The organism is Mycolicibacterium sp. P4_G11 (assembly GCF_056555145.1).
Genome location: NZ_JBFUJW010000008.1, coordinates 24,057 through 45,177 on the forward strand (window position 1 = coordinate 24,057; position 21,121 = coordinate 45,177).

General features: G+C 65.5%; 19 protein-coding genes. 12 read left to right on the plus strand and 7 right to left on the minus strand.

Going from position 1 to position 21,121, the window contains the following annotated elements; translation table 11 throughout:
- The first annotated feature begins 80 nt into the window (after positions 1 to 80).
- Positions 81 to 2,156, plus strand: a complete 2,076-nt coding sequence (locus AC1U2B_RS18595) for a PecA family PE domain-processing aspartic protease (protein ID WP_480217931.1) — start codon at positions 81 to 83, stop codon at positions 2,154 to 2,156.
- A 241-nt stretch (positions 2,157 to 2,397) separates the two neighbouring features.
- On the plus strand, positions 2,398 to 3,621 hold the full coding sequence (locus AC1U2B_RS18600; protein ID WP_418004233.1) for a DUF445 domain-containing protein: 1,224 nt from the start codon (positions 2,398 to 2,400) through the stop codon (positions 3,619 to 3,621).
- 6 nt (positions 3,622 to 3,627) lie between these two features.
- Here AC1U2B_RS18600 and AC1U2B_RS18605 read toward each other — a convergent pair whose 3' ends face one another.
- Together AC1U2B_RS18605 and AC1U2B_RS18610 are read right to left on the minus strand one after the other, a co-directional pair.
- A complete protein-coding gene (locus tag AC1U2B_RS18605; RefSeq protein WP_480218104.1) occupies positions 3,628 to 4,719 on the minus strand; it encodes a cellulase family glycosylhydrolase in 1,092 nt (363 codons plus the stop codon).
- A 147-nt stretch (positions 4,720 to 4,866) separates the two neighbouring features.
- A complete protein-coding gene (locus AC1U2B_RS18610) occupies positions 4,867 to 5,451 on the minus strand; it encodes a TetR/AcrR family transcriptional regulator (RefSeq protein ID WP_260935112.1) in 585 nt (194 codons plus the stop codon).
- 94 nt (positions 5,452 to 5,545) lie between these two features.
- On the opposite strand from AC1U2B_RS18610, the gene AC1U2B_RS18615 reads away from it, so the two are divergent.
- Entirely contained in the window at positions 5,546 to 6,685 is a 1,140-nt protein-coding gene (locus tag AC1U2B_RS18615) for an acyl-CoA dehydrogenase family protein (RefSeq protein WP_260935109.1), read from the plus strand.
- Here AC1U2B_RS18615 and AC1U2B_RS18620 read toward each other — a convergent pair.
- From AC1U2B_RS18620 to AC1U2B_RS18630, 3 genes are all read right to left on the minus strand, one after another.
- The gene (locus AC1U2B_RS18620; RefSeq protein WP_480217932.1) at positions 6,663 to 7,337 is read right to left on the minus strand and encodes a hypothetical protein; all 675 of its coding nucleotides are present in this window, start codon (positions 7,335 to 7,337) and stop codon (positions 6,663 to 6,665) included. The two genes, AC1U2B_RS18615 and AC1U2B_RS18620, sit on opposite strands and share 23 nt — an antisense overlap.
- Before the next feature lie 58 nt (positions 7,338 to 7,395).
- Positions 7,396 to 8,388 (minus strand): alpha/beta fold hydrolase, encoded by a 993-nt coding sequence (locus AC1U2B_RS18625; protein ID WP_480217933.1) that lies wholly within the window; start codon positions 8,386 to 8,388, stop codon positions 7,396 to 7,398.
- A 189-nt stretch (positions 8,389 to 8,577) separates the two neighbouring features.
- Positions 8,578 to 9,342 (minus strand): SDR family NAD(P)-dependent oxidoreductase, encoded by a 765-nt coding sequence (locus AC1U2B_RS18630; protein ID WP_480217934.1) that lies wholly within the window; start codon positions 9,340 to 9,342, stop codon positions 8,578 to 8,580.
- A 25-nt stretch (positions 9,343 to 9,367) separates the two neighbouring features.
- Between AC1U2B_RS18630 and AC1U2B_RS18635 the strand changes: the two genes are divergently transcribed.
- The 3 genes from AC1U2B_RS18635 to AC1U2B_RS18645 all read left to right on the plus strand — a co-directional run bounded on the left by AC1U2B_RS18635 (position 9,368) and on the right by AC1U2B_RS18645 (position 11,210).
- Complete coding sequence (locus tag AC1U2B_RS18635; protein ID WP_480217935.1) at positions 9,368 to 9,970, plus strand: TetR/AcrR family transcriptional regulator; 603 nt, start codon at positions 9,368 to 9,370, stop codon at positions 9,968 to 9,970.
- A gap of 280 nt (positions 9,971 to 10,250) precedes the next feature.
- Positions 10,251 to 10,469 carry a three-helix bundle dimerization domain-containing protein gene (locus tag AC1U2B_RS18640; protein WP_480217936.1) on the plus strand — a complete coding sequence of 73 codons (219 nt, stop codon included), beginning with the start codon at positions 10,251 to 10,253 and terminating at the stop codon, positions 10,467 to 10,469.
- 318 nt (positions 10,470 to 10,787) lie between these two features.
- Positions 10,788 to 11,210 (plus strand): hypothetical protein, encoded by a 423-nt coding sequence (locus AC1U2B_RS18645; protein WP_480217937.1) that lies wholly within the window; start codon positions 10,788 to 10,790, stop codon positions 11,208 to 11,210.
- 242 nt (positions 11,211 to 11,452) lie between these two features.
- On the opposite strand, the gene AC1U2B_RS18650 is transcribed toward AC1U2B_RS18645, so the two are convergent.
- On the minus strand, positions 11,453 to 12,250 hold the full coding sequence (locus AC1U2B_RS18650) for a L,D-transpeptidase (protein ID WP_480217938.1): 798 nt from the start codon (positions 12,248 to 12,250) through the stop codon (positions 11,453 to 11,455).
- Between the two features lie 272 nt (positions 12,251 to 12,522).
- On the opposite strand from AC1U2B_RS18650, the gene AC1U2B_RS18655 reads away from it, so the two are divergent.
- The 6 genes from AC1U2B_RS18655 (at position 12,523) to AC1U2B_RS18680 (ending at position 20,133) form a co-directional block, all read left to right on the plus strand.
- Positions 12,523 to 14,004, plus strand: coding sequence for an APC family permease (locus tag AC1U2B_RS18655; RefSeq protein ID WP_480217939.1), 1,482 nt, complete (start codon positions 12,523 to 12,525; stop codon positions 14,002 to 14,004).
- Between the two features lie 110 nt (positions 14,005 to 14,114).
- Positions 14,115 to 15,386: an FAD-binding oxidoreductase gene (locus tag AC1U2B_RS18660; RefSeq protein WP_480217940.1), complete on the plus strand. Its 1,272-nt coding sequence runs from the start codon at positions 14,115 to 14,117 to the stop codon at positions 15,384 to 15,386.
- Between the two features lie 248 nt (positions 15,387 to 15,634).
- A complete protein-coding gene (locus AC1U2B_RS18665) occupies positions 15,635 to 17,116 on the plus strand; it encodes a WS/DGAT/MGAT family O-acyltransferase (protein WP_480217941.1) in 1,482 nt (493 codons plus the stop codon).
- 74 nt (positions 17,117 to 17,190) lie between these two features.
- Positions 17,191 to 17,964: a glucose 1-dehydrogenase gene (locus tag AC1U2B_RS18670; RefSeq protein WP_480217942.1), complete on the plus strand. Its 774-nt coding sequence runs from the start codon at positions 17,191 to 17,193 to the stop codon at positions 17,962 to 17,964.
- Between the two features lie 119 nt (positions 17,965 to 18,083).
- Positions 18,084 to 19,199 carry an alpha/beta hydrolase gene (locus AC1U2B_RS18675; RefSeq protein ID WP_480217943.1) on the plus strand — a complete coding sequence of 372 codons (1,116 nt, stop codon included), beginning with the start codon at positions 18,084 to 18,086 and terminating at the stop codon, positions 19,197 to 19,199.
- 64 nt (positions 19,200 to 19,263) lie between these two features.
- Positions 19,264 to 20,133, plus strand: a complete 870-nt coding sequence (locus AC1U2B_RS18680; RefSeq protein WP_480217944.1) for a hypothetical protein — start codon at positions 19,264 to 19,266, stop codon at positions 20,131 to 20,133.
- Here AC1U2B_RS18680 and AC1U2B_RS18685 read toward each other — a convergent pair.
- A complete protein-coding gene (locus AC1U2B_RS18685) occupies positions 20,130 to 21,110 on the minus strand; it encodes an amidohydrolase family protein (protein ID WP_480217945.1) in 981 nt (326 codons plus the stop codon). The genes AC1U2B_RS18680 and AC1U2B_RS18685 overlap by 4 nt on opposite strands.
- Positions 21,111 to 21,121 lie beyond the last annotated feature (11 nt).

A 21,121-nucleotide genomic window follows, 5' to 3' on the forward strand; every position in this document is an offset into this window, starting at 1 on the left:
ACTGCTATGCGGTAATGCCGCAGCAGCGGTTGATCTGCCGGGGTCACGAGGCCGCGCGGCGTGACTCTGGAGGAGCCGAAATGCCTGGTGCGCACCGTCGTTCGCAGCCACGGAAGTTAGCCGTATCGACGTGGCTGGGCACGGGAGTCGCTGCCGTCGGCGTCAGCGCGGCATTGTTGGGGAGCGCGGCGGTCGCGAGCGCCACCCCGTCCGCCGATTCGGACTCCGCGTCGTCCTCATCGGCGCCGGCACAGCCCAAGAAGCCGCCCGCGCAGAAGAACGCCAAGAACAAGAAGAAGGACGCCGCTGCCGCTGCCGACGCGGCGGCCCCCAAGGCGGCGTCGGACGCCAAGGCCGCCTCAGACACCGAGGCTTCGGCTGACGCGTCCGCGGACACCGACAACGACGCGAAGCCGGCACGCAATCGCCGCACGAAGGCCGAGAACAACGGCCGGTCGACGACCGCCCCGAATGCCGGGACCGTCGCGAAGCTCCCGTCGGCCGCCGCCCAGGCGGTAGCCAACAACCCGTCGACGAAGAATCCGCTGAAGACCGCGGCCGCAGTGAAGCCGACCACGGACCCCGCGGCCAAGGACACGGCCTCACCGACCGCCGCGACGCCGGCCGCCGTATCGGCACCGGCAGCTACGAGCACTCCGCACGTCACCGTCGCCGCAGCCGAAACACCTTCGGCCACAATAACTTCGATTCCCAACACCAAGGCGTTGAGCAGCGTCGCGGCGCCGACCATTCCCGCCAACGTCTCCGGACTGCTCTCGGTGCTCGCCGCCGTCGGCCAGGCACTCGGCGCCGCCACCCTGGCCACCGAGGAGTCCCTGGCCGGGGCCGTGGTCGGCACGACCAAGACCGTGAGCAAGCTGCTGGGCATTACCCCCGCCCTGGCCACCACCACGGAAAAGACCAGTGCCGCAGCAACTCTCACGCCGGCGCCCACCGAGACGTGGCAGCCGGGCCAGACCGTTACCGCGGACGAGTACATCAACACCGCGCTGGCGGAGATCGCGCAGGCGCGCACCCTCCTCGGCACCAGTTCGGCCAACGGGTACTCCCGGTACGAGCTGCGGATGGCGGCCAACTATCTCACGACGTACCAAGCGAACCAGCAGAATCTGATGGACGCCTACGCGGCGGATCCGACCAATGCGACAGCCCTGAAGGCCCTCAAGTCCAACGAGGCGCTGATCGGCAAAGCTGTGACCGCGCTGAAGACCGCGCGTTACTGGGCGGCGAATCGCGACATCAAGGCCGTCATCGTCGATGCCACCACCAACGCCCGCATCTACGCCTCGGTCCCACTGTCCATGTACGCGGGCGTCGAGCCGATCGTCACCATCTCGGTCAACGGCGGGCCGAGCATCAAGGTGCTGGTGGACACCGGATCGTCCGGCCTGGTGGTCAACGCCAAGAACGTCGGCCAGACCGGCCTCGGCAACTCAGTGGGTACCGGCACCGGCGCCTACAGCGGCGGCCTGACCTACAACTACAACACCTACAACACCACGGTGAACTTCGGCAGCGGCATCGTCACGGCGCCCGTCTCGGTCGACGTCATCACCGACCCGACGCAGCAGGCCGCGTTCGCCAACTTCCTGAAGAACAACGGCGTCGTGGGTGTCCTGGGTGTCGGCACCAACGCGGTGGGCCCCGGCCCCGGGCTGGTCACCACCGGCCTGCCGGGCGCGTTGAAGAACGGCATCTACATCGACGAGGTCGCCAAGACGCTGACCTTCGGCCCCAACCCGCTGCCGGCGCGCGTCACCACGTCGGGTTCGCCGAACGTGATCGGTTCGATGACCGTCAATGGGGTCAACACACCGATCAATCTGCTGATCGACTCGGGTGGCGTCTACGGCACCATCCCGTCGACGCTGGTGAATTCCTCCCAAATGGTCCCCATCAAGAACACCGACGGCACGGTCGCGTACTACGTGCTGGCCGCGGGCACGCCGATCTCGGTGTATGACGCCGCCGGCAATCTGCTCTACTCCTTCACGACCACCTCGACGTACCGACCGACGGTGACCACCGACGACTACAACGCCGAACTGTCGAACACCGGTGCAATGCCGTTCCTGCACAACCGGATCTACATCGACTACTCCACCGCAAACGGGTCGACGGTCTTCGACCTCTAGGCCACGCCGCGAAATCGTCCGCTGTTTCGCCGCACTCCGCGGCGAACAGCGGACTGTTTCTGTGCGCAGTTTCCGCACGCAATACCGAATCATCAGGCGGTTCGAGCGGGGTTAACAAAATACGCGATCCCGCGTTGCGGATCTGACGTGCCCGTTAGTCTTCTCGCACGTAGTCGCCGGTTAACGTAGTCCAGCTACTCGCTGGACGCGACTGATGGGAGACAGCCAGGTGGAGAATCTCATGGCGAACGCGTTCGCCTACCCCTGGTGGGTGTACGTCACCATCCCGTTGGGCGCGGCGTTCGTCGGCTGGATCACCAAGATCATGGCCCTGAAGATGATGTTCTATCCCGTCGAGTTCAAGGGCATCCCGCCCTACCTCGGCTGGCAGGGCCAGATCCCCAAGCGCGCGCCGAAAATGGCTGCGGTAGCGGTGGATTCGCTGACCTCGGAGATTCTCAAACCCGAGGAGATGTTCGACAAGATCGATCCGAACGAGCTGGTCAAGGAACTCGCCGAACCACTGCGGCAGACCTCGGCGGAGATGGTCGACACCATCATGATGTCGTTCCAGCCGCAGGTCTGGCGCGCTACGCCCGACCAGCTCAAGGACGTCGTCGTCAAGAACGTCGAGAAGCGCATCCCGACGGCCATGGCCGCCATGTTCGACAAGCTGCGCGGCCAGGTCGACCAGATCTTCGACATCAAGCACATGGTCGTCACCAACCTGGTGCGTGACAAGGTCACGCTCAACACGGTGTTCCAGGACATCGGCAAGCCGGCGTTCAAGTTCCTCATCATGTCCGGCCTGCTCTTCGGCTTCCTGATCGGTCTGGTCCAGGCCGTGGTGTTCGGCATCACCAACTGGCACTGGTCCCTGCCGTTGTTCGGCCTGCTGACCGGTGGTCTGACCGACTACGTTGCGCTGCAAATGATCTTCCGTCCGCTGGAGCGCAAGAACGTCTTCCTCGGCATCAAATGGCAGGGCGTCTTCCAGCGCGAGCGCGCACAGGTCGTCGAGGGCTACGCGGCGCTCATGGCCAGGGAGATCTTCACGCCCCAGGCCATCATGGAAAGCATGTTGAACGGTCCGTCGTCGGACCGGTTCTTCGACATGATCTCCACCGAGATCAGCGCGACCATCGACACCCAGATGGGCTTCACCGGCAAGATCATCAAGTCCGTCGGCGGCCGCCAGTACGTGGACATGAAGAAGCAGATCACCGATTCGATCATCGACAAGCTGCCCGAAACGTCCACCTACATCGAGGGATACATGCGGGATCGCCTCGATCTGGAGAACGTCATGGTGACCAAGATGATGCTGCTGGATTCCCTGTCGTTCGAGAACCTGCTGCGGCCGGCGTTCAAGGATGACGAGTGGATCGTCGTCGTGCTCGGCGCCACCCTCGGCTTCCTGTTCGGTGAGCTGCAGGCCCAGTTGATCCTGCTGCTGGCGCACTGACGGTCGTCAGGTCTGGCCGGCCGTTCCGGCCAGCTTGCGGACGGTGAGAACCTCACTGTCGCGGAACGCCCGCCCGTTGGGGTAGAGCAGGTCGCTGAACCAGGTCTTTGGCTCCGAGGGGTACGGGTGGTCCCACGAATCCCAGGGGAAGTAGGTCTGGGTCTTGCCTGCCACGAGCCCCCAGCTGTACGCACCGACGTTGCGCTGCTTGGCAATTGGCAGAATGCCCTCGACGGTGCTGCCTTGATTGCGAGCCAGGTACTCGGTGCACAGGATGGGCCGGCCCATCGGGGCGAGCTCATCGATCCGGGCCGAGAAGTCGGCCGGCTTGGCGTAGCTGTGGAACGAGATGATGTCCGAGTTGTCCAGCTGGATCGACGCGATGGCGCTGCGCTGCGCGGGGTTGGCCCAACTGCCTTGCCACACACCACTTGTCAGCGGCTGCACGGGGTCGACGGCTCGGGCCCACGCGAACACCTGCGGCAGCAGGTCGGCAACGAGTTTCATCTTGTCGCTGCGCTCGACCTTGCGATAGACCGCGGCCGGGTTGTCGGGCTCGTTCCACAGATCCCAGCCGAGCACGCGGTTGTCGTTGCGGAACAGGTTCAGCACACCGGTGACGTAGTTCTGCAGTACGGCACGGTAATTCGGATCAGCGATCCGGTCGGCGCCCGGGCTCTGCACCCATCCCGAGTTGTGGACGCCCGGGGTCGGGGCCCGCTGCACGCCGAGTTTGGGATGCGGGTCCCAACACGAGTCGAAGAACACGAACAGCGGCTTGATGCCGTTGCTCGAGGCGATGCTGACGAACTGGGTCAACCTCTGCGAGAAGCCCTGCGGGTCCTGCGCCCACAGCAGATCGTGCAGGAAGACCCGGACGGTGTTGAATCCGAACCAGCGGGCGGCACCCAGCTCGGCGTTGATCCGGCCGGGGTCATAGGTACCCGACTGGAACATCTCCAGCTGATTGACCGCGGTGGAGGTGATGTAGTTCCCCCCGACCAGCCAGCCCTGCCCCTGGTACCAGCTGTTGGCCCGCTCGGGCGTCCAGCGGGCCCCGGCCGCAGACGCCAGGGCCGGTCCGGAGAATCCGGCCATGGCAGAACCCGCTGCCAGGAGCAGCGGCACCTTGAGAGCGGTTCTGCGGTCCACCGCACGAGGCTACTGATCTTGATGGGGCTATTGGGCCGTGCTTATCGAGTTGCAATCAACCAGTTGTCGGGCAGTGACGCTGAAGCCGACGCGTCAGGCATTGATCCCCGCCGTGAGAATCGCGGCCAGCTCGCGATACGCGCTGGCATCGTCGAGTCCGGTACTCTCGCGGACCCGGCGCTGCTGGATGCGCACCATCATGGTCGACGCCAGGTCTGCGGCGAAAGCCGCATGGACATCGCGGAATTCGCCGCTCTCGACGCCTTCGGCGATCATCTCCTGCACCCGGCCGGCGGCGATCTGGGTGTTCTTCTCGTAGACGCTGCGAGCTGGGGCGAAGGCGTCGAGGTCCGCCATGAACTGGTCGGACGCGGCGTCCAGCACCGTCCCGACCGCCGACAGATAGGCCGTGATCCGGGCCCGGGCGCCATCGACTCCGGCCACGAGTCGCTCCACCTCGTCGGTCGCCTGGCGAAAGAACTGCACGGTCGCGGCGCTGACCAACTGTTCCTTGCTGCCGGCCAGGGTGTACAGCGTCGACTTCGAGCACCGCAGCCGCCCGGCGATGTCGTCGAGCGTGAGGTGCGCGAATCCCTCGTCGAGGAACAGCGTGATCAGGGCGTCGAACAGCTCGGTGCGTCGGCGGGTGCCGAATGCCGGGGACGTGCGCGCGCTCACATCGGCATAGTACTGCGGACCCTTTACTCAGTACTACTCAAACAGTACTGTGTGAGGTAATTCAGTACTGTCCGACGTATTAGTGGAGTGCCCGGTGCCTGTTGATCGCCTCTTGCCCAACGACGAAGCCCACGCGCTCATCGAACTCACCCGCGACATCGCCGACAAGGTGCTGGACCCCATCGTCGATCAGCACGAGAAGGACGAGACGTACCCCGACGGGGTGTTCCCCACACTGGGCGAGGCCGGGCTGCTGAGCCTGCCGTACCCCGAGGAGTGGGGCGGCGGAGGCCAGCCCTACGAGGTCTACCTCCAGGTGCTCGAGGAGCTCGCGGCGCGGTGGGCTTCGGTGGCCATCGCGGTCAGTGTGCACAGCCTGTCGTGCCATCCGTTGATGACGTTCGGCACCGACGAGCAGCGGCAGCGTTGGTTGCCGGAGATGCTGAGCGGCACCCTGGTCGGTGCCTACAGCCTGTCCGAACCGCAGGCCGGTTCCGACGCCGCGGCGCTGGCCTGCAAGGCCGTTCGGTCCGACGACGGCTACCGCATCACCGGCTCGAAAGCGTGGATCACGCACGGCGGCTTAGCCGACTTCTACACCCTGTTCGCCCGCACCGGTGAAGGCTCCCAAGGCATCTCGTGCTTCCTGGTGCCGAAGGACACGCCGGGACTGTCCTTCGGCCGGCCCGAGGAAAAAATGGGCCTGCACGCGGTCCCCACCACCTCCGCGCACTACGACGATGCTTTCCTGCCCGCCGAGCGCCTGATCGGCGCCGAAGGCCAAGGCCTGCCGATCGCGTTCAGCGCGCTCGATTCCGGCCGGCTCGGTGTCGCCGCGGTCGCCGTCGGCCTGGCCCAGTCCGCGCTGGATCAGGCGGTGGCCTACGCCCAGGAACGAACGACGTTCGGCCGCAAGATCATCGATCACCAGGGCCTCGGCTTCCTGCTCGCCGACATGGCTGCGGCAGTTGACTCTGCGCGGGCCACCTACCTCGATGCCGCCCGCCGACGCGATGCCGGGCTGCCGTACTCGCGCAACGCCTCGGTGGCCAAACTGGTCGCCACCGACGCTGCCATGAAGGTCACCACCGACGCGGTCCAGGTATTCGGCGGTGCCGGCTACACCCGCGATTACCGCGTGGAGCGCTTCATGCGCGAAGCCAAGATCATGCAGATCTTCGAGGGCACCAACCAGATTCAGCGGTTGGTGATCAGCCGGAGCCTGGCGAAGTAGGCACCGACGCGCGCCTGGACTTGCCGACGGCGCGAATCACCAACGCCGCCAGGATGATCAACAAGAACGGTCCGTAGAACAGCGGGTAGGTGATCCCGCGACGCCAGTACGCGACGAAGAATGTCAGCCAGATGACATAGTTTCCGGCGACGTGCAGCTTCCGCCAGGTCGCATACTGCATCCGCTTGGCAATACGGTCGAACGAGGTCACCGTCATCGCGATGAGAAATCCGTAGGCGACGGTGTCGAGGGCATAGACGGCGTGCGGGGTGCGCTCGACACCCGCTTTGAACCGCTCGCTGCTCAGCACCACAGACGCGACGATGAACCCGGCGTGGACCAAATGAGAACCCGCGAAGCCGACGCCGAGATAGCGTCGATTCGTCCGCACCCATCTGGTGAAATTGTTGGGCCACAGCCGATATGCAGATGACGCCGTGAACGCCAGAAGGAACAGCACCGCTGAGGTGCGTGCCGTGATCCGGATGCCTTCGTTGGCTCCGGCAACGCCGCCCGCCACAACCGCCACCGCGGTCGTGCCAACGGCAATCAGTAACACGAGCGTCCAGGTCAGCCGCCAGCCGGTGAGCCAACCACTCGACCCAGGCGCGAGCTGCGCCGATCGGGCTTCCACTGCGTCGACGATCGCCATCCGGTCTTGCTCCTTTCAGTCAATTGCTGTGAACGCCGGTCATTCCGACGTCAGCCGACTACATCCGGCTGACGTCGATGACGGCGTTCGCGAATTGCGTGGGCGCCTCCTGCGGCACGTTGTGACCGATGCCGTCGAGGACACGGTGCTCGTACGCCGCGGTGTACATCGAGCGATATCCCGCGCCGTCTTTCGCCGCACCGTCGAAGTCGCTGCCGATCGTGATGGTGGGGACATGGATCAGCGGTTTGGTCTGGAGGCGTTGTTCGTCTGCGTCGTAACGACTTTCTCCCTCTGCCAGGCTGAGCCGCCAGCGGTAGTTGTGGATCACGATGGCGACGTGGTCCGGGTTGTCGAACGACCCGGCGCTCAGTCCGTAGGTCGCGTCGGTGAAGTGCCACAACGGTGAGGCCTTCTCCCAGATCAGGCGATTGAACTCCTTGGTGTTCTTGCGGTAGCCGAGTTCACCGCGCGGCGTGGCGAAGTAGTACTGGTACCACCACCCCAGCTCGGCCTGCGGCTCCAGCGGCTGCAGGTTGGCCGCGCGATTGACCACGATGTACCCGCTGACCGCAACCAGACCGGCGACCCGCTGCGGCCACAGCGCGGCAACGGCATTCGCCGACCGCCCGCCCCAGTCGAAGCCGCCGAGGATCGCCCGCGGGATGTTCAGCGCGTCCATCAGGGCAATGACATCCGCGGCCAGCGCGGCTTGCTGCCCGTTCCGGACCGTCGTATCTGCCAGGAAGCGGGTCGATCCGAAGCCGCGCAGATATGGCACGATCACCCGGAAGCCCTGATCCGCCAGGAGCGCGGAAACGTCTGCGTAGCTGTGGATGTCGTAGGGCCAGCCATGCAGCAGGATGACCGGCCGACCGTCTGCCGGCCCCGCTTCGACGTATCCGACGTTCAGGTCGCCGGCGCGAACCTGCTTGACCGCATTCAGGTTGTGCTCCGGCGCGGGCGACGGCGTCGTCTTCACGGCCACCGGCTGCTCGGACGACGACCCACAGGCCGCCAGCGACGCGGCGCCGACCGCTGCCGTCGCCATCAAGCCGAACTGTCTTCTGCTGAAGCCGTTCACGGTTCGTCGTTCCTTCCAGAGCGTCTCGGTAGGCCGCCCACGATTCACCACCGCGGCGCACGGCACCTATCTCACCCGCTGATGCGTATCGTGTCCAACGATAGATTTTGATGGCTGACATCGATTTCAGAGATGAGGTCTGGTCACGGCGTTGCGTCAGACGGCCGCCCACCCACCGTCGACACTGAGGACGGCGCCGTGGATGTTGGCGGCGTCATCACTGGCCAGGAACGCCACCGATGCGGCGACCTCCTCCGGTGTGCTCATCCGCCGAGAGGGCAACCGGTCCAGCACCGGTTTGATGTGGTCTGCGAACTCCTGTTGCCGCTCGGTTGCGATCGGCCCCGGGGCCACCGCGTTGACCCGCACCCCGAACGGCCCGTACTCGTCGGCCCAGGATGTGGTGAGCGAATGGATCGCCGCCTTGTTGGAGTTGTAGATCGCCGACCCGCTCGCCCCACGCAGCCCGGTGATCGATCCGATGTTCACCACGGCACCGCCACCAGCACGCACCATTGCCGGGGCGATCACACCGGTGAGCAGGAATGGCGCAAAGACGTTGACCTCGAACGCCTCTCGCAGCACTGCAGGCGCGATGTCACCGGTCGGGGTCGGCATCAGCAGCGTGGCGGCGTTGTTCACCAGGATGTCAAGGCGCCCACCCACCGCCTCCGTGGCGCGTTCGGCGAGGTCGCGGATCGCGTCGTCGCCACCCGCCAGGTCTGCCGCGACGAACGACGCCTCGCCGCCTGAAGCACGGATAGCCGTCACCAGCTCGGCACCGCGTTCTGCGTTCCGGCCGCTGACCACGACATGTGCGCCTTCCTCGGCCAGCCTGCGTGCGATGGCCGTGCCGAGTCCTCCGGTGGAACCCGTGACAAGTGCTGTGCGGCCGGACAATCGCGTATGTTCTGGACTCATGAGTCCACATGCTGCACGGGACAAAATGGACCTGCAAGTCCAGAAACTGACGGCCAAAGGACAGGCCACCCGCGCCCGGATCGTCGACGGCGCCGCAGCCGAAATCCGGGAACGCGGTGTCGCGCAGACCACCATCGAAGACGTGATGGCACGTACCCGAACCTCGAAAAGCCAGATTTTCCATTACTTTCCACGCGGCAAAGACCAGCTGCTGCTCGCCGTCGCAACTCTCGAATCGCAGCGGGTACTCGACGACCAGCAGCCCCACCTCAGCTCGCTCACCTCGTGGGCCGCCTGGCAACGCTGGCGGGACATCGTGGTCGAGCGGTACCGCCGACAGGGCCAGAACTGCCCGATCGCCGTGCTGATGTCCGAGATCGGACGCACCAGTAGCGGCGCGCAGGCCGTCACCACCGAACTGATCGACTCGTGGCGGGGCGCCATCGCCGCCGGCATCACGGCAATGCAGCAGCAGGAGAAGATCGCCGGCACCGTCGACCCCGAGCGCGCGGCGGCCGCGCTGCTGGCCGGCATCCAGGGCGGCGTCGGGATCATGCTGGCCACCGGCGACCTCACCTATCTGGAGGCCGCCCTGGATGAGGGCATCGGAGCGCTGCGACAGCGATAGCTATTGCAGCGGAATGTCGTGCCCCGGACCGCGTTCCGACTCCGGCCGCACGCCGAACCACCGTCGCTCCTCTTCGGTGATCTGCAGATCGTTGATGCTGGCCTCCCGGCGCCGCATGAGTCAGGTGAAGGGCGGGACCCAACGGCCCGCCGCCCTTCACAACCGTAGGAGCATCGTCGACATTTCCTGCGGCTCACACGGCACCCGTAGTTGTTAGTTCGCCTACACGTCACCCCATCTGCGTTGACAGCTGTCAACGCCGCCGAGAAGGATCGGCGGCGTGTCCGCCAAGACTGAAGAACAGGTATTCAACGAAATCGAGAGCCGCCTGACGGCCAAGTTTGCGGACCTGCCTCCGGCTCGCGTGACTACCGTCATCGACGGCGCGCGCGAGCAGTTCGCCGGCAGTACGATTCGGGACTTCGTGCCGCTCCTCGTCGAGCGACGTGCCGACGACGAGCTGACCAGGCTGTTGGCCGCCAGCTCCGACGCCCGGTAGGTCCCCCACTCGGCGGAGCGCCGAGTTTGCTGGCGCCACAACGGGTTCCAGCGCCAACCCGTTACCCTTTGAGACCTTTCTGTGAGGACTTTGAGGCGATTGAAACGGTGCGGTCACGGTCGCGGCTCAGTCCCATGTCGAGCGCGCATCCGATTGAGAACATGTCTTGAACCGGCCTCCCGCGGTGCTCTACGGTTCAGCTGCGCAAATTTTCGGCGCTGGTAATTTAAGGGCACGTTCAAGGAGACGCCGGTGATGATCAGCTTTGGTCGAATCGCTGTGAAAGTAGTTGCCAGCGCCGGTGTGTGCGCTGCCGCCGTGGCCTTGAGCCCGACTGCAGCGGCAGTCCCACTCAAGACTGGCGGATACGCGTGCGACACGGGCGCCGCAGCGCCTGCAGCCGGGGCACCCGCCGCGGCAGCAGCTGCCGCGCCCTGCGCCGCCCCCGCCGTTGAATCGTCGGGCATCATCGGCCCCCTGGCCGCCGCTCCGGTGGTCCCGGCAGCGGTCCCGCCGGTTCCTGCGGTGGTCCCGCCGGTCCCGGTAGGCGTGCCTCCGGTCGTGCCGCCCATCCCCGCCGGCTTGCCGCTCGGCGCCCCGATCCCGATCGCCGCGGCCCCCGCCGCGATCCCGATGGACATGGGCGGCATCGCAGACGGCAAGGAAGCCCGCACCCTGCGTCCCGTCGATGCCGGCGGCCCGACCCCGAACCTGCCGACCCAGCCGGGCCCGCAGAACTGAACCATCCAGCTGCACAATCGCTTTCACCGAAGCACTCGAGCCCTCGCGGCTCGGGTGCTTCGTGCGTTGTGGAGGTTGACCCTGTACTGAGGGCCCACTTGTGCGAGTAGCGAACGCCGTGGACTCAGAGTCAACGGCCACCCCACGCTGACTCTGTACTGAGGGCGCGTTTGTGCGAGTGACGAACGCCGTGGACTCAGAGTCAACGCGGCGCAAGAACGCGAATTGTCCTGCGGCGCAGGCTATGGCTCGACGATGACGGGATCGCCGACGTTGACGGTGTTGAAGTACCACTCGGCTCCCGCGGGCGCCAAACCAATACAACCGTGGCTGACGTTCTCGAAGCCCATCGACTCGACGGCCCAGGGCGCCGAATGCACGAACAGTCCGCGTCGGCTGATCCGTACCGCGAACTCGACCTCCGTCATGTACCCGTCCGGATGATCGACGGGAATGCCAACGCTGCTCGAATCCATAAGTACATTGCGGTCTTTCGCCAAAACCGTGTACTTGCCAGGCGGAGTCTCGTACTCGGGCCGACCCATGGTCGCCAACAGCACGCCCGACTCGCCGAGATGCGGAAGATGGTGCGGCGCCGGCATGTCCGGTGGAGTCTGACCGTCGATCGTGACGGTGAAGGTGTGATCGGCGACGTGAGCGGTCCCGATGACCGCGGGACCCGTGGTCAACGCCATCGGCTGACCGCCGACCGTCAACTTGATCGTGCTGTGCGCGGGCCAGAAACCATCTGGAACCCATTGCACCACTTTGTTATCCAGCCATTCGAACTTGCCCGTCATCGCGGGCGTCGATGTCACGTCCAGCGCCAGCTCGGCGGCCGCACGGTTGGTGATCGGCCGCTTGAACGTCACCACGATCGGATGTGCGACGCCCACCGGAACGCCCTGCGTCGGCTGCGTCGACTCGATGATCGAGCCCAGCGGCAGTCGAATGCCTGCCGTCTCGATACCGAGCGCGCCGCCAGTGGTGGTCGTGGCGACCACGACCACGGCAAGGACACCGTGTACAAACACCCGCATCTATCCGACCCCTTCGTGCGCTGGCCGCATGGTTGAACTCCGTCATGGTATGGGCCGGCGAACGCCGAAATCCGTACGGCGCGTCAATATTTCGGTCAAAGATTCGTCACGGATTGGCTACCCGATATCACGAAATGTGACGCCGATCGAGATGCCGGCCAGCGGGACGCGCGCCACCGATGACCGGCAATACCTGCCGACATCTGCGGTTTCCCGACATCCGGGGTTGACGAGGGCGACAATTACGGCCGGCGCCACGGAAGGGGCAAGCCATGACAACCGAGCGAGTAGCGGTCCAGACCGCAGCCGACGAAGAATGTGTCGACTGCGGATACACACCAGAGCTGAAACGGACCCTCGGCGGCTTTCAGGTCTTCGCGGTCTCGTTCGCCTTCATGTCGGTGGCGGTCGGGATATTCGGCACCTACGACGACCTCCTCAGTACTTCGGGCCCAGTGGGCATCTGGCTGTGGGTGCTGGTCGCCGTCGGACAGACTCTCGTGGCCCTCGTGGTCGCGCAGTTCGCTGCCCGCATCGCGCTCAGCGGATCGTCGTATCAGTGGGCGTCGCGGTTGGCCAATCCGAAAGTCGGCTGGTTGTTCGGCTGGCTGTCGTTCTGGTACCTCGCGATAGCGGTGGTGGCCGTGGACAACGCGTTGGCCAGCCAGGCTGTCATGCCGCTACTCGGCATGTCCGCCAGCGAAGACACCGCACGAGTGATCACGGTGGCGGTGTTGATCGCGCAGACCATCCTGGTCATCGCCTCCACTCGCCTGCTCGGCCTGATCACCTCCGGCGCGGTGGGGCTGGAGCTCGCCATCATCGTGCTGATCGTGGTCGCGCTGGGGATCGTCATGGCCGTCACCGGCGACAGCAATGTCGACAACCTGACCAGCCGTGGAATCGCGTCGTCGTCCCCCGACTACTTCGCGGTCGGCGGCGGGTTGATGGCCGGCATGGTCATGGGGCTGACCACGCTCGTCGGTTTCGACTCGGCCGCGAACCTGGCCGAGGAGGCCAAGGATCCGTTCCGGAGCGTGCCGCGGGCCATCGTGGCGTCGGTCGTTGCGGCGGGTGTGGCCGGTCTGGTGTTCCTCATCGCCCTGACCATCGCGATCAAGGACGTCGGCGCAGTCAGCCACAGTGGTGCGCCGGTGGCCATGATCGTCCGTGAGCAGCTCGGATCCTTCACTGAACGAATCCTGTTGGCCGGCATTGCCTTTGCCATGTTCGGTGCCGGCATGGTGGTGATGGCGGCGTGCTCGAGGCAGGTTTTCGCGATGGCACGTGACGACCGCTTCCCCGCCCACGCGCTGATGCGCCGGGTCAATCCACGCACCCAGACACCGGTTCCCGCGACCCTGCTGATTCTGATCGTCGGGGTGGTGCTGATGGTGACCTTGCGCGGCGGGGCGCTCATCCAGCTGATCATCGCGTCGACGATCCTGCCGGCGCTGATCTACGGAGCCATCGTCGTGCTGTACCTCGCCGTCCGGAAACGTCTGGAGCACAAGGAAGGTGGGTTCGGGCTGGGCCGCTTCGAACTGCCCGTCGCCGCCGTCGCACTGATCTGGGTGGTCTTCGCACTCTTCGTTCTCGTGACACCCGAATCCGCGCGGGTACCCAGCTTCATCGTGCTCGGCCTCATCGCCGTCGGCCTCGGATACTTCGTCAAGATGTTGGTCTTCAATCGCGAGGTCCTCGACACCGAGCCTGGCATCGACGAATTCGCCGTGGCAGCGGCCGACCGATGATCCCGTTATCGTCCCGACCCGGGACACTCACCGGACGGGTGGTGTGCGCGGATGACACCGAATACGCCGCAGCGTGCGCCGGATACAACCTGCTCTACACCAACCGGCCCGTGGCTATCGTATTTGCCAGGGACACAACAGATGTCGTCAATGCGTTGACGTGGGCACGCCACCACGATGTGCCGGTCCGCGCACGCAGCGGACGGCACTGCCTCGAAGGTTGGTCCACCGTCGACGACGGTCTGGTGATCGACGTCAGCGAAATGAAGTCGGTGACCGTCGACGCCGCGGCCAGGACCGCCACGGTCGGCGCCGGCCTCAATCAGTCCGAGACGGTCGCCGCACTGGGCGAGGCCGGCTTCGCCACCGCGACCGGAACCGAGGGCACCGTCGGACTGGTCGGCGCGACGCTCGGCGGCGGCTTCGGGCTACTCACCCGGGCCTTCGGGATGGCGTGCGACAACCTGGTCGCCGCTGAGATCGTCGTGGCCTCAGGTACCGGCGGCGCCGAGTCCGTCACCGCCGACCTGAACTCCAACCCGGATCTGTTGTGGGCCCTCCGGGGCGCCGGCAACGGCAATTTCGGCATCGTGACGTCACTGACCTACGCGATTCATCCACTGGCACAGACCATTTACATCGTCGCCACGTGGTCCGGACTGGACGACCTGCCGGCAGTTTTTCAGGCATGGCAACGGTGCGCGCCATTCCTGGATCATCGCCTCACCACCCAATTGGAGATCCTGCGTGACCAGATTTCGATGATCGGCGTTCTCGTGTCCGGTTCGGAGACCGAAGCACAGCAGATCCTGGCGCCGATCCTGTCTGTGGGCACACCCCGCGTCGAGGCGACGGCCTCGGATTGGGCCGGCACGTATGCCGGCTTTCAGATACCCGCCGAAGACGAAGCCGCGAATTGGAAGTTCCTGTCACAGTTCATCTCTCAGCCTTTTCCGCCCGAGGCCGTGCAAGTCATCGGCGCCTACATGTCTGCAGCGCCCACCTCCGCCAGCAACTACTTCACCAACGCGCTGGGTGGCGCAGTCATCACCAGTGAGCCACGCGGCGGCGCGGCCTACGCTCACCGCAACGCCCTCTTCTACGCAGAACCCGGCGCGGGGTGGGGCGTCCGCGGCGACATTCCCGCATCCGATGACCCACTGACGGCGACCTGCCTGACCTGGATCGCCGAGTTCGGAGAAGCCTTGCAACCCTTCACAACCGGCGCCTACACCAATGTCCCCAACGCCGGGATGCCCGACTGGGAGCATGCCTATTGGGGAGCCAATGTCGACCGACTGCGTGCCATCAAGGCCAAGTACGACCCGGAAAATATATTCCAGTTCGAGCAGAGCATCACCCCCGCGAAAGTGCATTCATGATATTTCTCGCGAACAGACATAAAGCTGTCGTTTCCACACGAATGCGACAGTTCTACGTCTTTTCGACAATTGCAGAAAAAGTGCAACAACTAACTCAGTTCACTTGGTAGCGACCCGCTGAATAGCGGAGAACCGCTGATAGGCGGCGAATTTCAATCTCGCTGACTGGGAAGTAGCAATTGTAAAGCCCTCGCGTGTCGATACGTTATTGCCGCCACACGTCCGTGGTATAGCGAGGGGAGTTTTCGGTGAAGCGCTTGTCCGGCATGGATGCCATGTTCTTGTCCATGGAGGGCACCGAATGGCCTCAGCACACGCTGGGGTTGATGATTCTGGACCCCAGCGACGCACCGGGATTCGACTTCGAGCACCTCCGCGATCACCTGGATCGCCGCCTGCCCTACCTGCCGTCGTTCCGGCGCCGGATCCAAGAAGTTCCGCTGGGCCTGGACCGGCCCGTGTGGGTCGACGATCCCGCGTTCAAGCTCGACTACCACATCCACCGCGCGGCACTCCCCGCTCCCGGTGGCGAGAAAGAGCTCGCCGATGTCGTCGGCGAGATCCTGGCCCGTCAGCTCAACCGCAACCAGCCGCTGTGGGAGAGCTGGTTCGCCGAGGGCCTCGAAGGCGGCCGCGTCGCCTTCATCGCCAAGACCCACCACTCCATCGTCGACGGCGTGTCCGGCGCGGGCCTGTCGTCGGTCCTGTGCGACGTGACGCCCGATGCCACGAAGCCGATCGTGGACCTGCCCAACGAGGGCGAGCAGACGCGCCACTCGAGCCTCGAACTGTTCGCCAAGGGCGCGCTGACCGCTGCGAGCACGCCGCCGAAGGTCGTCCAGTACCTGGGCCAGACCGTCCGCAACGCGGTGACCACCATCAGCCACCTGCGGCGCGACGATCCGCCGCCACGCCCGATGAGCGCCCCCAAGACCAGCTTCAACGGCGCGCTCAGCTCACACCGCAGCTTCGCGTACACGTCGCTGCCGATGGCGCACATCAAGCACGTCAAGAACGGGCTCGGCGTCAAGGTCAACGACGTGATCCTGAGCGTCGTGGCAGGCGCACTGCGCACCTACCTGACCAAGCGCGACGCACTGCCCGAGACCCCGGTCCTGGCGACCGTGCCGATGTCGACGCGCGACGCGGGCGACGAAACCCCCGGTAACCACGTGCACACCATGATCGCCTCGATGTGCACCGACGTGGACGATCCGGTCGAGCGGCTGTCCGCCATCCACAACGGCATGAACAGCGCCAAGGCCCTGGCCGAGGACCTGCAGGCCGGCCAGTCCATCGGCCTCACCGACTTTGCGCCGCCGGTGCTGCTGAACCTGGTGTTCAAGGGTTTCCGCGCCGCCAAGCTCGAGGACAAGCTGCCGCTGGCCAGCAACCTCATCGTCTCGAATGTGCCCGGCCCGCCGCTTCAGCTGTACATGGCCGGCGCCAAGATCGAGCACATCGTGCCGGTCGGTCCGCTCACCGTCGGCATGGGCATCAACGTCACCGTCTTCAGCTACGGCGGCAACGTCGACGTCGGTATTCAGGCTGATCCGGACCTCGTCGAAGACCCGTGGGAGATCCTCGAGGGCGCCAAGGCCGAACTCGACCGGCTGCTCGCCGCATCCGGCTGGGTGGAGCCCGCACCGAAGAAGGACGCCCCGGCCGCCAAGCAAAAAACAGACGCCACAGTCCCACCGGGTGGGAGTTCGTCCGGCAGCACCGAATAGATGTGATTGCCTTCACACGAGGGCGGACGCGACAGCGATCCGCGCCCTGACGACGTCGAAAGGAAGTTGCTGCGATGGCAGATTCGGATAGCTTGTCGGACGTGGTGGCGATCGTCACCGGTGGCTCACGCGGTCTCGGTGCGTCGATGGCCCGGCACATCGTGGCCGGCGGCGGCAAGGTCGTCATCGCTGACGTCCTCGACGACGAAGGCAAACAACTGGCCACCGAACTCGGGGACGCGGCCCGGTACGCGCACCTCGACGTCACCGACCGCGCCCAGTGGGACGCCGCCGTCGCACTGACGGTCGCCGAGTTCGGCAAGATCACCGGTCTGGTCAACAACGCGGGCATCTCCACCGGCCAGTTCATCGAGCACGAGCCGCTGGATCACTTCCGCACCGTGCTCGACGTCAACCTGGTCGGTGTCTTCAACGGCATCCAGGCCGTCATCGCGCCGATGCGTGCTGCCGGCGGCGGTTCCATCGTCAACATCTCGTCGGCCGCCGGCCTGATGGGCCTGGCCCTGACCGCCGGCTACGGCGCCTCCAAGTGGGCGGTGCGTGGCCTCAGCAAGATCGCCGCCGTCGAACTGGGCACCGACCGGATCCGGGTCAACTCCGTGCATCCCGGCATGACCTACTCGCCGATGACGGCTGCTATCGGCATCCAGCAGGGCGAGGGCAACTACCCCAACACCCCGATGGGTCGCGTCGGCGAGGCCGACGAGATCGCCGGCGCCGTGACCTACCTGCTCTCCCGCGCCGCCTCGTACGTCACCGGAGCCGAGATCGCGGTCGACGGCGGCTGGACCACCGGACCCACCGTCAAGTACGTGATGGGTCAATAACTGAACAGGCGACCAGCCAATCGTCCGTCAGGTCAGCATGTTTGAGCTGAACGCGGGTGCGCGCCGATGGCCATCGGCGCGCATCTGCGGGCAGGACGACTTCAAGCAAGGAGACAATGGTGTCTGCCCCACTGAGGAACGATGAGTTGCCCGAGCCGCCGATGGTGAGCCGTCCGGAGTGCATGGACATCAACGAGCGCATGGCCGTGGCCCCGCACATCGCCATCGATGAAGCCGTGCTCGCCGTCATGCGCCTGCGCCAGCCGAAGCTGCCGACAGAAGCCGCTCCGGAACGGCTCGCCGCCGACTTGGACAAGGCCGCGGCCATGTTCAAGAGGCGCGGCTGGGTCTCCAAACCATCGAAGTACCACCGCACTCCGCCGAAGCTGAACGACGCCGACGTCCTGCACTGGAGCACTCACAACGGACCGCTGCGCCACGAGTCGATGTCCTTCACATCGGAATTCGACGTCCGGTCATTCGAACTGGGCGCGGGCCGCTGGCCCGGCAATGACCGCAACGACACCGTCACGGTCCGGCTGCTGCGCCGCCCCGACTCGCCCGCCCCGTGGGTCGTCATCCTGCATGGCTTCGGGATGGGGTCGTCACGTTTCGACCTGAACGTGCTCTGGGCCAACTACCTGCACCATAAGCTCGGATACAATGTGGCACTTCCGATTTCGCCACTACACGGGCCCCGGCGCGAGTCCGCGGACGGACAGCTGCTGTCGCTGGATCTGACTTCGATGCTGCACGGCATCACCCAGGCGGTGTGGGATGTCCGCCGATTGGTGAGCTGGATTCGCAGCACCACTGATGCCCCGGTGGGTCTCTATGGCGTTTCACTCGGTGGCTACCTGTCCACCGTGCTGGCCGGCCTGGAGCGCTTCGACGCGGTGGCCGCGGCGCTGCCGTTCGCCGATCCGTTGGCGCTGCTGACGCACCACGGGCCGCCCGAGGAGTACCGGGACGTCATCGCGTCCGACGACGCCCGGACCGTCTTCCAAGTGGTATCGCCGTTGGCGCTGCCGACGGTCGTCGCGCCACGGGACCGGACGCTGTTCATCGCCAAGGCCGATCGGCTGATCCCGGTGGAACAGTCTGAGGCACTGGCTGATTCGTGGCATGCCGACCATGTGCGCTGGGTCAACGCCGGGCACGTCGGGTTCACCTGGACCCGCGCGGCGCGCGGAATTCTGGGCCGTCGCTTCCGGGAGTCGCTGGGCACCGCCTAGTCCGGTATCCCAGTCAGCGGCACATACGGCGTCACGACGGTTGACGCAGTAGCGATGATTGATCATGGCGAACTCCGGACCGTTCCCATCCTGGGACTCGTTTCCGAGCTGGGACTCGCTCCCCAACTGGGATGCGTTCAAGCCGCTGGACGCGCTGTCGTCCTTCTGGTCATCGACCGCGGGCAGCGCGCTCGCCAGCGGGCCGGCCGGGGCCTACAAGAGTCTGTTCGACACGTTGCGCAAGCAGATCGTCGGCCGCCGGATGACCGTCAAACTCAAGTCCGGCGAGATGACGCTGACGGTCACCGCGATCGACGCCGATCTCGACATGCGCAGTCTGTCGGTCGGGCAACTGGGCGACGTCTCCATCTCGGCGTCCGACATCGTTTGGAACGGATGGCAATTCGACAAGGCCACTGCCGTCCTGCACAACGTGCACATCAAACCCAGCAACACGCCGGTGCTGGTTGCGGCACCGCTCGACCTGACCATCGAAATGTCCACCACGGCGCTCGACAAGATGATCGACAAGGCGTCGTCGCTGCCGGGTCGTGCCGCGCCGCGGCTGCTCGGCCAGATCGACGCCGGTGGCGTCGCTCAAATCCGTTGGGCCCGAAAGCCTGACATCGGTCACCTCGAGGTCGACGCGACCATCGACGGGTCGACGTTGTTGATCAAACCGAGGATGGTCGCGCTGCGCAAAGCCCGGTGGCACCTGCCGAACCGCTTGCCCGCCTACCGGATTCAGCTGCCGAAGCTGCCCCGCGAACTCACGCCAACGTCCGTCAGCTTCAGTCCGGAAACCTTGCAGCTGACCGGCCGGATGCCCGAATGGCGGGTCGAGGTGCCGCGGCGGCGGATCGAAGAGGCCATCAGCCAACTCAACCAGGTGGGCAGGTCGCTCAACCTGAGCTGGATGGGCCGCGCGCTCTAGCCGCCGATTGCCGGGATGCGATCTCCGAAGAGCCGCAACGCATTCTCGTAGCCCACCTTGCGCCGGTCCGGCTCGTCCATCGGATACGACGCCAGGAAGTTCGCCCCGTCGACATTGTCGTCCATCGGGTAATCCACCGAGAACATGACGCGGTCGGCGCCCATGACCGACAACGTGCACGCCATGGCCGGCGGCGAGAAGTTGCCGCTCGTGGTGAAGTAGAAGTTGTTCCGCAGGTACTCCGACGGCAGCTTCTGCAAGTGGCCGCCCGAGCCGCCCAGCCCGTAGTACCGGTCGGTGCGAAAAGCGGTGAACGGCAACATCTCTCCGAGATGACCGAGGATCATCTGCAGGTTCGGGTGGCGGTCGAACAGCCCCGAGTAGATCAGCCGCAGCGCGTGCGTCCCCGCTTCGACGGCGAACCCCCACGACGCCAGGTGCAGACCCTGGTCGACGTACGGCGCGAACCAGGCGTCCATCACCGCCGGGTGCGGGGTGGTCGGATGCAGATAGAGCGGGACACCGAGCGTCTCAGCGGTGTCGAACAGCGGCTCATAGGCGGGGTCGTCCAGGTAGCGGCCATGGGTGTGGCCGTTGATGAGGGCGCCCACCAGTCCGAGATCAACGACGGCCCTTTGTAATTCGGCCACCGCCGCCTCGGGGTCCTGGGTGGCGAGCGTGGCGAAGCCCCCGAACCGGTCGGGGTACTGGCGCACAGTCTCGGCTAGATCGTCGTTGGCGCGGCGCGCGTAGTCGACGGCGAGCGCGGCGTCGTCGTACTCCTGCACCCCAGGGTCGAACAGCGACAGGATCTGGAAGTCGATGCCGGCGGCGTCCATCTGGTCCAGCCGGAGCGGCCCGCGATCGTAGAGCCGATCGAAGCCGGTGCGGTTGTTGGACTCCAGCCACGTCGCGACCACGTTGCCATCGCTCGCCGGATTCCAGGCGTAGTGCTCCTCCAGCGCGATCAGATACATAGGCCGAGGAT